6 protein-coding genes are annotated in these 9,613 nt (G+C 42.7%); all 6 read left to right on the top strand.

Going from position 1 to position 9,613, the window contains the following annotated elements:
* Window positions 1–236: 236 nt before the first annotated feature.
* Window positions 237–848, top strand: a complete 612-nt coding sequence (locus ACQ76V_RS15755; protein WP_065263204.1) for a recombinase family protein — start codon at window positions 237–239, stop codon at window positions 846–848.
* Between the two features lie 63 nt (window positions 849–911).
* A complete protein-coding gene (locus ACQ76V_RS15750; RefSeq protein WP_309595595.1) occupies window positions 912–3,869 on the top strand; it encodes a Tn3 family transposase in 2,958 nt (985 codons plus the stop codon).
* Between the two features lie 424 nt (window positions 3,870–4,293).
* Window positions 4,294–4,605, top strand: coding sequence for a MobC family plasmid mobilization relaxosome protein (locus ACQ76V_RS15745; RefSeq protein ID WP_441001470.1), 312 nt, complete (start codon window positions 4,294–4,296; stop codon window positions 4,603–4,605).
* Between the two features lie 12 nt (window positions 4,606–4,617).
* Complete coding sequence (locus tag ACQ76V_RS15740) at window positions 4,618–5,652, top strand: hypothetical protein (RefSeq protein ID WP_441001469.1); 1,035 nt, start codon at window positions 4,618–4,620, stop codon at window positions 5,650–5,652.
* A gap of 304 nt (window positions 5,653–5,956) precedes the next feature.
* Entirely contained in the window at window positions 5,957–6,520 is a 564-nt protein-coding gene (locus ACQ76V_RS15735) for a recombinase family protein (protein WP_036600750.1), read from the top strand.
* A gap of 24 nt (window positions 6,521–6,544) precedes the next feature.
* Entirely contained in the window at window positions 6,545–9,508 is a 2,964-nt protein-coding gene (locus tag ACQ76V_RS15730; protein WP_036600749.1) for a Tn3 family transposase, read from the top strand.
* The last annotated feature ends 105 nt before the right edge of the window (window positions 9,509–9,613 follow it).

The following is a 9,613-nucleotide window of genomic DNA, read 5'->3' as shown; positions in this document are numbered from 1 at the left end:
ATGGGGTCAGCACAGAATTCGGACCATATAGGGCGGTAAGTACATTTGTTTAGTATTTAAATTACTGTGATAGGTAAAACTCATCATTGGAACGACCTATGGAAAACACATGTTTGCCATAGGTTTTTTAATGCCCAAAATTTCTGCCTGTTTATCAGCTTTTTGCTATCTATTAAAAGCAATATAATCAAGTTATGATGAAATGTTAAAAACTAGGTTTGATGTAGGATTTCACCATGAGCTTGATAGGCTATGCCCGAGTTTCAACCGCAGAAGATAAACAATTGCTTGATCGTCAGCTGGATGCGTTAAACGAGATTGGCTGTCAGAAGATTTTTACTGACAAGGCATCAGGGAGCAACTCAGAACGACCAGGGCTTGCTGAATGCTTGGCTTACCTACGACCTGATGATGTGTTAGTCGTGCTGGATTTGGATAGACTGGGGCGATTAGCCAAAGACCTGATTATCTTGATTGATGATTTAGCCAGTAAAGACATTGGCTTTAAAGCTATCAACTCCCCTATGGATACCACCACCCCAACAGGGAGAGCCTTCTTACAAATCCAAGCGGCGTTTGCTGAAATGGAACGCAATATCATTCGCCAGCGGGTACAAGAAGGACTCGCTGCTGCCAGAGCTCGTGGACGAAAAGGCGGAAGACCCCGAGTGATGACCGCCGAGAAATTGCGTTATGCCCAGTATCTGATGAGCGACCAAACCCGTAGTATTCCCGATATCTGCAAAGAACTTGATGATATGGCTGTGAGCACGCTGTATCAATATGTCACAGGCAAAGGCGAACTCAAGCAGCTGGGCAGACAACTGCTTGGCATTACCAGCCCTTAACGATTTTCATTCATTCTCAGTTCACCATTTTTTAACTAGCCACCTTTACCAATAAGGAATCCCATGGCTCGTCGCTCTATTTTAACTGCCCAAGAAAGGCAGTCATTAGTGGCATTGCCTGACAACCAAACTGATTTTATTCGTCACTACAGTTTAAGCGAAACCGACCTATCGCTGATTAAACAAAAACGAGGCGATACCAATCGATTAGGATTTGCCATCCAGCTTTGTTATATGCGGTATCCAGGTATTATCCTAGGCGTGAAAGAAATACCTGACCCCTATCTACTCAAATTTATTGCCAAACAGCTTAAAGTTTCTCCCCAAAGCTGGGAAGACTATGGCTTTCGAGAAAAAACCCGCCGAGAGCACTTGCTAGAATTACAGCAACTGTTTGGCTATCAAACCTTTTCACGCAACAATTACGCTGGATATGTAGAATACATCAGCCAACTTGCGGTCGAAACTGATAGAGGTATTGTTTTAGCCCAACAACTGATTAGCCATTTACGAAATACTCATATCCTACTACCAACGCCACTTGTTATTGAAAAAATCTGTGCTGAAGCTATCACCCGTGCCAACAAAATCATCTATGAACGGCTCACTGCCGACTTAACCCAAACACATTTAGCAAAACTTGACGAATTACTCTGCCTCAAAGATGGCACAAAGCTCACCCACCTTGCATGGTTAAGCCAATCGCCATTAAAGCCTAACTCTCGTCATATGAATGCTCATATCGATAGGCTACAATACTGCCTATCCTTTGACTTGCCTTACGGTATCGAACGGCGGATTCACCAAAACCGCCTTTTGAAAATCGCCCGTGAAGGCGGTCAAATGCAAGCCACCGACCTTGCCAAATTTGAGCCGAATCGTCGCTATGCAACTTTGGTTGCAATTGTTGTCGAGAGTAAAGCCACCATCATTGATGAAATCATCGAACTGCATAACCGTATCATTGGTAGAATCTTTAACCAAGCTAGAAACAAACATCGACAGGCATTTCATGATTCGGGCAAGTCCATCAACGAAATGTTGTATCTATTTCGGAACATGGGGCGAGCGTTGCTTGAAGCCAAGGATAATCAGCTTGACCTATCGGAGGCGATTGAACAGGCAATATCATGGGAAACCCTAGCTCAGAGTGTTACTGAAGTTGAAAATCTCGTACAACCTGACTTTGACTTCTTACCCCGAATCAATGACAGCTATAGAACCGTCCGTCTGTATGCCCCTGCCATGCTAGAAATACTGCCATTTTATACAACCAGTGGCACAGATAGCCTATTACAAGCCATCAATGTATTGCGTGAAATGTACCAAAATAATGCTCGTAAACTGCCTGACAATCCGCCAACGCAGTTTATCAAACCACGCTGGCATAAGCTTATCTATACTGATGATGGCATCGATATGAAATACTACGAGCTGTGCGTACTATCAGAACTTAAAAACGCCCTACGCTCAGGCGATATTTGGGTGCAAGGCTCACGACAATTTAAAGCCTTTGACGAGTACTTGCTACCTAAAGACAGCTTCCAATCCCTTATACAAACCCAAGCATTGCCAATTGCCGTTGATGCGGACTGCCAAACCTATTTGCAAAGCCGTTTAAACTTGCTAGGTACTGAGCTTAAACAAACCAATAAGCTTGCCAAAGCGGATAAATTACCCGAAGCCACTATTACAGCGACTACAGGACTAAAAATCACCCCACTTGATGCGGTAATGCCTGAATCAGCCCAAGCCTTGATTACGCAAGTCGCCAGTATGCTACCCCACATCAAAATAACCGAATTACTACTTGAAGTTGATGATTGGACGGGCTTTAGCGATGAATTTACCCATCTGAAAACCGATGAGACTACCAAAGACAAGCACTTGCTACTTACCACCATTTTAAGTGATGGGATTAACCTAGGGCTTAGGAAGATGGCAGAGTCCTGCCCTGGCACAACTTACTCAAAATTGACCCGATTGCAAGCTTGGCATATCCGAGATGAAACCTATGCGTCAGCACTGGGTGTATTAACCAATACCCAATTTACCAACGATTTTGCTAGACATTGGGGCGATGGCACAACCTCATCTTCAGATGGGCAACGCTTTAAAGCAGGTGGTAGAGCCGAGAGTACAGGACACATCAATCCAAAGTACGGTTCAGAGCCAGGGCGGTTAATTTATACCCATGTTTCTGACCAATATAGCCCATTTCATAGCAAATTGATTAACGTGGGTATTCGAGAATCGACCTATGTGCTAGATGGCTTGCTGTATCATGAATCAGATTTAAAAGTTGAAGAGCATTATACCGACACAGCAGGCTTTACCGACCATGTGTTTGCCTTGATGCACTTACTTGGATTTAAGTTTGCCCCTCGTATTAAAGATTTGGGTAAAACCAAGCTATTTATCCCAAAAGGTCATAATCCTTATCAAGCACTCAAACCTTTGATTGGTGGTACAATCAACACCAAGGTGATTGAAGACAATTGGTCGGATGTCTTGCGGTTAGCCACATCCATTAAACAAGGGACAGCCACTGCTTCATTATTGATTAAAAAACTGGGTAGCTATCCAAGGCAAAATAGTTTGGCATTGGCATTACGAGAAGTCGGACGGATTGAACGCACGCTGTTTATTTTACAATGGCTACAAAGCAAGGAACTGCGTCGGCGGGTACAAGCAGGTTTAAATAAAGGTGAAGCCCGTAATGCGTTAGCCCGTGCGGTGTTCTTTAATCGCTTAGGAGAGATTCGTGACCGTGGCTTTGAGCAGCAACGTTATCGAGCCAGTGGCTTAAATTTACTGACGGCAGCGATTGTGCTGTGGAATACGGTGTATATTGAGCGGGCGGTAAATGCGTTGCGAGAGCAAGGACAAGAAATTGATACTGACCATCTTCAGTACTTGTCACCCCTAGGTTGGGAACATATCAATTTGACAGGTGATTACCTTTGGAAAAGTAATGCGAGAATCGGAAATGGGAAGTTTAGACCACTAAGACGGCTTTAGCGTGCTTAATCTAGCTTTACAGTATTGCATCTGGATAAGTGATTGTTTTAAAATGAATTAAAACTCGACAAAATTCCTTACCGCCCTATATGGTCCGAATTCTGTGCTGACCCCTACATCACCAGATTGCATAACTATAACTCCAAAATAAACCAACTACAGACACTTAGAAAACCTATCTACAAACGCTTCAACTATACCCTATACACACACTCGATTCAAACTAACTACATACACTTCAGCCTAATCTGATAAAGCCAGTACACACTAATACCCCTTTTTATGCTATCGCTAAAATGTGGTATAGTGATACTGGCTTGGGGACACCCCAAGACCCCGAACAAGCCCAACGCGTCAGACCGCCAAATGGGCATCTGTCTGACTGCGTTGGGCTTGTAACAACCGACCCAATAAGAGAACTGCCATGCCCAAAATCAAAGGCGCAAAACGCACCCTAGAGGTCAAAATACGCCTAACCGAAACTGAATGGAACGAACTACAACAACGTAAAACCAAAAGTCTAGCAGGGTGGCTTCGAGACTTAGGGTTGGGCGCTGTACCGATTCGCCAAGCTGATCCTGATCTGATACGTCACATTGCTCGCATTGGTAGTAACCTGAATCAAATCGCAAGGCACGCCAATACCGGAAAACAGCTTGATATCCAAGTATTGCAGGAGTTGGCTAAAGCCAATGCTTTGCTTGACCAACTTGTCACCCAAGCGGAAAAGGATTAAAGGGAGGTCGCCATGTTGGTCAAAATCTTTAGCCGAGGCAAAGGTTCAGGCAATGCCCCAATTAACTATCTGTTGGGCGAAGATTATATGCGTGAGGGGAAATTAAGAGCTGAGGCAAGGATTGTCAGTGGTAATCCTGTGGTGACCCAAGCCATGATTAATAGCAGTAACTTTGCTCGCAGATATACTGCTGGGGTATTATCGTTTGAAGAAACCCCTGATTCGATTAGTGAGGCAGACAAACAAGCCATCATTCAAGACTTTGAGAAAGCTATGTTTGCAGGGATGGCACATGATAGGTATAACGTACTTTGGGTCGAGCATACTGACAAGAAAGACCCTAAAACAGGCAAACCACGCCTAGAGTTAAACTTTCTGATACCCAATACCGAACTTTACACAGGTAAACGGTTGCAACCTTACTATCATGGTCAAGATGCTAAGTATTTCCGAGCCTGGCAAACATTGACCAATAATCGCTTTAAATTAAGCGATCCTGACGATGTAAGCCATGCTAGGCTAATAAACCCTTATGACAGCAACCAAAGCCCTAAAACGAGCTATAAGAGCCTTAAAACGCAAATCGAAGCATACCTACGCTTTAAACTCATGAGTGGCAAACTCAAAAAGCGTGAGGATGTTATCAAAGAGCTGGAAGCGATGCCTGAGATTGGACTAACGGTCACACGGCAAAGTGCCAAATTTATCAGCGTGACCCCTGCCGATGCCCAAAAACCGATACGACTTAAAGGCTTTGTGTTTGATGAAAGCTTTGATTTTACCAATTATCAGACAAGACAAATTGCCGACCCTAGCAACACCACAACCCCCAATGCCAAAAAAGAGACTATTGCCTCCAAAAATGAGCGAATAAAACAAGCCCAAGCTGACTTTAAAGGCATTTATGCTCACAAAGCCGAGCAGAACGCTAAAAAGTATCACATTGGGGCAGATGAGCTGGGTTGGGTGAAAAAACCGATAGATACTCAACCTAAACCGATTGAGCCTGAAAAACCGAAGTATTCCTCGCCAAGACCAATGTATTAAATTGCGACCTTAGATACTTATTTAATATTCAAAAATATAAAACTGTAAATTTTAGCTTTTTGAATAAACTGCCATTTTCTGGAAAAGGGGTCAGCACAGAAAACGGAAAAAATAGGGCGGTAAGGAATTTTGTCGAGTATTTTTAAGCGTTTTTCAACTGTCTAAAAAACCAGGGTTTAATAGACAGTTTATTTTCACCCATTTTTAATGGCTATCCTAGCAATTTTTTGTATATTAACTCATTTATAAAATAGCGTATAATAAAGCCTTATATTTTGCTTTATAAACACCTATAAAGGCACTTATGAAAATCGGCTATGCTCGCACATCGACGCTTGACCAACACCTTGATTTACAATTGGATGCACTAACAAACTGCGGTTGTGAAAAAATCTTTCAAGAGAAAATATCTTCAGTAAAAGACAAACGTCCTCAACTGGAAAACTGTCTTCAAGCGTTGCGAAATGGTGATACGCTATACATCTGGCGACTTGATAGACTGGGTCGTAGTCTTAAAGATTTAATCACTATCGTCAATCAACTGCAAGAAATTGGCTGTGAGCTAGTTTCCATCAAAGAAAGCATTGATACCAGTACCACATCAGGCAAACTCACCTTTCACTTGTTTGCATCCCTTGCTGAATTTGAGCGAGAGTTGATTCGAGAACGTACCCAAGCAGGTTTAAGCTCAGCTCGTGCTCGGGGTCGCTTAGGCGGACGACCTGAAAAACTCACCGATGATGAAAAACAAATGATTCGCCAGCTGATGAGCGACCGTCATACCTCAGCGACTAATATTGCCAAACAATTTGGGGTCAGTCGAGCCACAATCTATAAAGTTGCCAAAGGTGTGAAATTCATCAATTAATCATTTTAGCAAAGGTTGTTTGCTATGCCCCGTCGCTCCATTTTATCTGCTAGTGAAAAACAATCACTCATTGCTCTACCTGACAATCAAGCAGAATTTATTCGTTGTTACAGCTTAAGCGAAGCGGATATATCTATCATCAAACAACGTCGTGGCGATGCGAACAGACTGGGGTTTGCTATCCAGCTTTGTTATATGCGGTATCCTGGGATAGTATTAGGACCTAATGAATCCCCAGATTCAGACTTGCTAAATTTTACCAGTCAGCAATTAGGCATTACTCAAGATAGCTGGAATGATTATAGTTTTAGAGAAAAAACCAGAAGAGAGCACATTTTAGAGTTACAGCAATTATTTGGCTTTATCAGCTATGCCCACCTCAATGATGAGCAATATGTCAATTATCTCACCACACTGGCAATTGACACCGATAAAGGCGTTATTCTTGCCGAACATCTCATCAGTTATTTGCGTTCACAGCGAATACTACTGCCTGCAATCAACGCCATTGAGCAAATCTGTGCCGAAGCCATTACCCAGGCAAATAAAACCATCTATTCTCGACTAACAGATGATTTAAGCCAAAACCATGTAGAGAAACTCGATGCGTTGCTTCAAATCAGAAATGGGACCAATCTCACTAATCTTGGTTGGTTACGTCAATCTCCACTTAAACCCAATTCTCGGCATATGCTTTCTCACATTGACAGGCTTCAATACTGCCTCGATATAAACTTACCTGACGGTATTGAGCGCCGCATTCACCAAAATCGCTTGCTAAAAATTGCCCGAGAAGGTGGTCAAATGCAAGCGGCTGACCTTGCTAAATTTGAATCCAAACGGCGGTATGCCACCCTAGTTGCCTTGGTTAGTGAAAGCAAAGCCACCATTATCGATGAAATTATTGATTTGCATGACCGTATCATTGGTAAAATCTTTAACAAAGCCAAAAACAAACATCAGCAAGTTTTTAGTGCATCTGGCAAATCCATCAATGAAAAAGTTGAACTTTATACCCGTATTGGTAAAGCTTTAATCCAAGCGAAGCAACAAAATATCGACCCATTTGATGCGATTGAAAACATCATTTCATGGGAAGCGTTTACCCAAAGTGTTGATGATGCCGAAAGTCTCGTTCAGCCCAATGACTTTGACTTTCTGCCAAGAATCAATGACAGTTACCAAACCATTCGCCGTTATGCACCCGCCATGCTAGACATTCTGCCATTGCAAGCCACCTCAAGCTCAAACAGCTTAATGCAAGCCATTGAGGTATTGCGAACAATGAATAAAGCTGAGAGTCGCAAGCTACCTGATAACCCACCCACCAAATTTATTAAGAAACGCTGGCACAAGCTGATTCACACAGATAATGATATCGACGTACGATATTATGAATTATGCGTACTCTCCGAACTAAAAAACGCCTTACGTTCAGGGGATATTTGGGTACAAGGGTCACGGCAGTTTAAAGCCTTTGATGACTATCTAATAACCAAGGATGAGTTTCAAAAAATACCACAAGGTGAGCTACCCGTTGCTATCAATCCCTATTATCTATCTTATCAGAATCAACGTTTAACGTTACTTGTAGAACAGCTCAAAACAACCAATAAGCTTGCTAAAGCTGATAACCTACCAGAGGCAAGCATTACCAGCTCAGGCTTAAAAATCACCCCACTCGATGCCGTATTTCCAGAGTCGGCTCAAATACTGATAACCCAAGTTGCCAGTATGCTCCCACATATCAAAATCACTGAATTACTGCTTGAGGTTGATGAATGGATAGGGTTTAGTGATGAGTTTATTCATTTAAAGCGTGAAAGTTCAATCCAAGACAAACATTTACTACTAACTGCCATTTTAAGCGATGGTATTAATCTTGGATTAAAGAAAATGGCAGAATCCTGTCCTAGCACGACCCATTCTAAGTTGTCATGGCTACAGGCATGGTACATTCGGGATGAAACTTATACTGCCGCTTTAGCCGTGCTGACCAACGCTCAATTAAATCAACCATTTGCCCAATATTGGGGCGATGGTACAACATCATCATCGGATGGACAACGCTTTAAAACAGGTGGCAGGGGACAAAATATGGGACATATTAATCCTAAATACGGTTCAGAGCCAGGGCGATTGATTTACACCCACGTATCTGACCAATACAGCCCATTTCACAGCAAGCTTGTGAATGTCGGTATTCGTGAATCAACCTATGTGTTAGATGGTTTGCTGTATCATCAATCAGATTTGAAAGTCGATGAACATTACACGGATACCGCAGGCTTTACTGACCATGTGTTTGCGTTAATGCACTTGCTAGGATTCAAATTTGCCCCTCGTATTCGAGATTTAGGTGACACCAAACTATTTATTCCCAAAGGTGATAACCCGTATCAAGCCTTAAAACCTATGCTCGGTGGGACAATCAACATCCAATTGATTAAAGAGCACTGGTCCGATATTTTACGATTAGCGACCTCAATTAAACAAGGAACGGTGACTGCGTCTCTTATCTTGCGTAAGCTTGGCAGTTATCCAAGACAAAATGGTTTGGCTTTAGCGTTGCGTGAAGTGGGGCGTATTGAACGCACTTTGTTTATTTTAGATTGGTTACAGCATAAAGAATTGCGTCGCCGTGTCCAAGCAGGATTAAACAAAGGCGAAGCCCGTAATGCGTTAGCCCGAGCGGTATTCTTTAATCGTTTAGGGGAGATTCGTGACCGTAGTTTCGAGCAACAACGTTATCGAGCCAGTGGCTTAAATTTACTAACGGCAGCCATTGTGCTATGGAATACAGTATATATCGAGCGGGCGGTAAATGCGTTGCGAGAGCAAGGTCAAGAAATTGATGATGACTACCTTCAGTACCTGTCGCCACTGGGCTGGGAGCATATCAATCTGACGGGTGATTACCTTTGGAAAAGTAATGTGAAAGTTGGAAATGGGAAGTTTAGACCGCTTAGGCGACCTGATGAAGTCTAAACTCATTTAAAGATACTCAAAGGCAATAAGTGGTTGTTTTAGAATGGGTTAAAACTCGACAAAATTCCTTACCGCCCTATTTTTTCCGTTTTCTGTACTGACCCC

This window comes from Fodinibius sp. SL11 (genome assembly GCF_052060035.1).
Taxonomy (GTDB): domain Bacteria; phylum Bacteroidota; class Rhodothermia; order Balneolales; family Balneolaceae; genus Fodinibius.
Note: the sequence above shows the minus strand (reverse complement) of the source record. Positions and strands in the feature narration are given on the sequence as shown.

Bases quoted from the DNA above. Each gene is read 5' to 3' on its own strand.
- ACQ76V_RS15755 (WP_065263204.1), top strand. From the start codon at position 237: ATGAGCTTGATAGGCTATGCCCGAGTTTCAACCGCAGAAGATAAACAA.
- ACQ76V_RS15750 (WP_309595595.1), top strand. From the start codon at position 912: ATGGCTCGTCGCTCTATTTTAACTGCCCAAGAAAGGCAGTCATTAGTG.
- ACQ76V_RS15745 (WP_441001470.1), top strand. From the start codon at position 4,294: ATGCCCAAAATCAAAGGCGCAAAACGCACCCTAGAGGTCAAAATACGC.
- ACQ76V_RS15740 (WP_441001469.1), top strand. From the start codon at position 4,618: ATGTTGGTCAAAATCTTTAGCCGAGGCAAAGGTTCAGGCAATGCCCCA.
- ACQ76V_RS15735 (WP_036600750.1), top strand. From the start codon at position 5,957: ATGAAAATCGGCTATGCTCGCACATCGACGCTTGACCAACACCTTGAT.
- ACQ76V_RS15730 (WP_036600749.1), top strand. From the start codon at position 6,545: ATGCCCCGTCGCTCCATTTTATCTGCTAGTGAAAAACAATCACTCATT.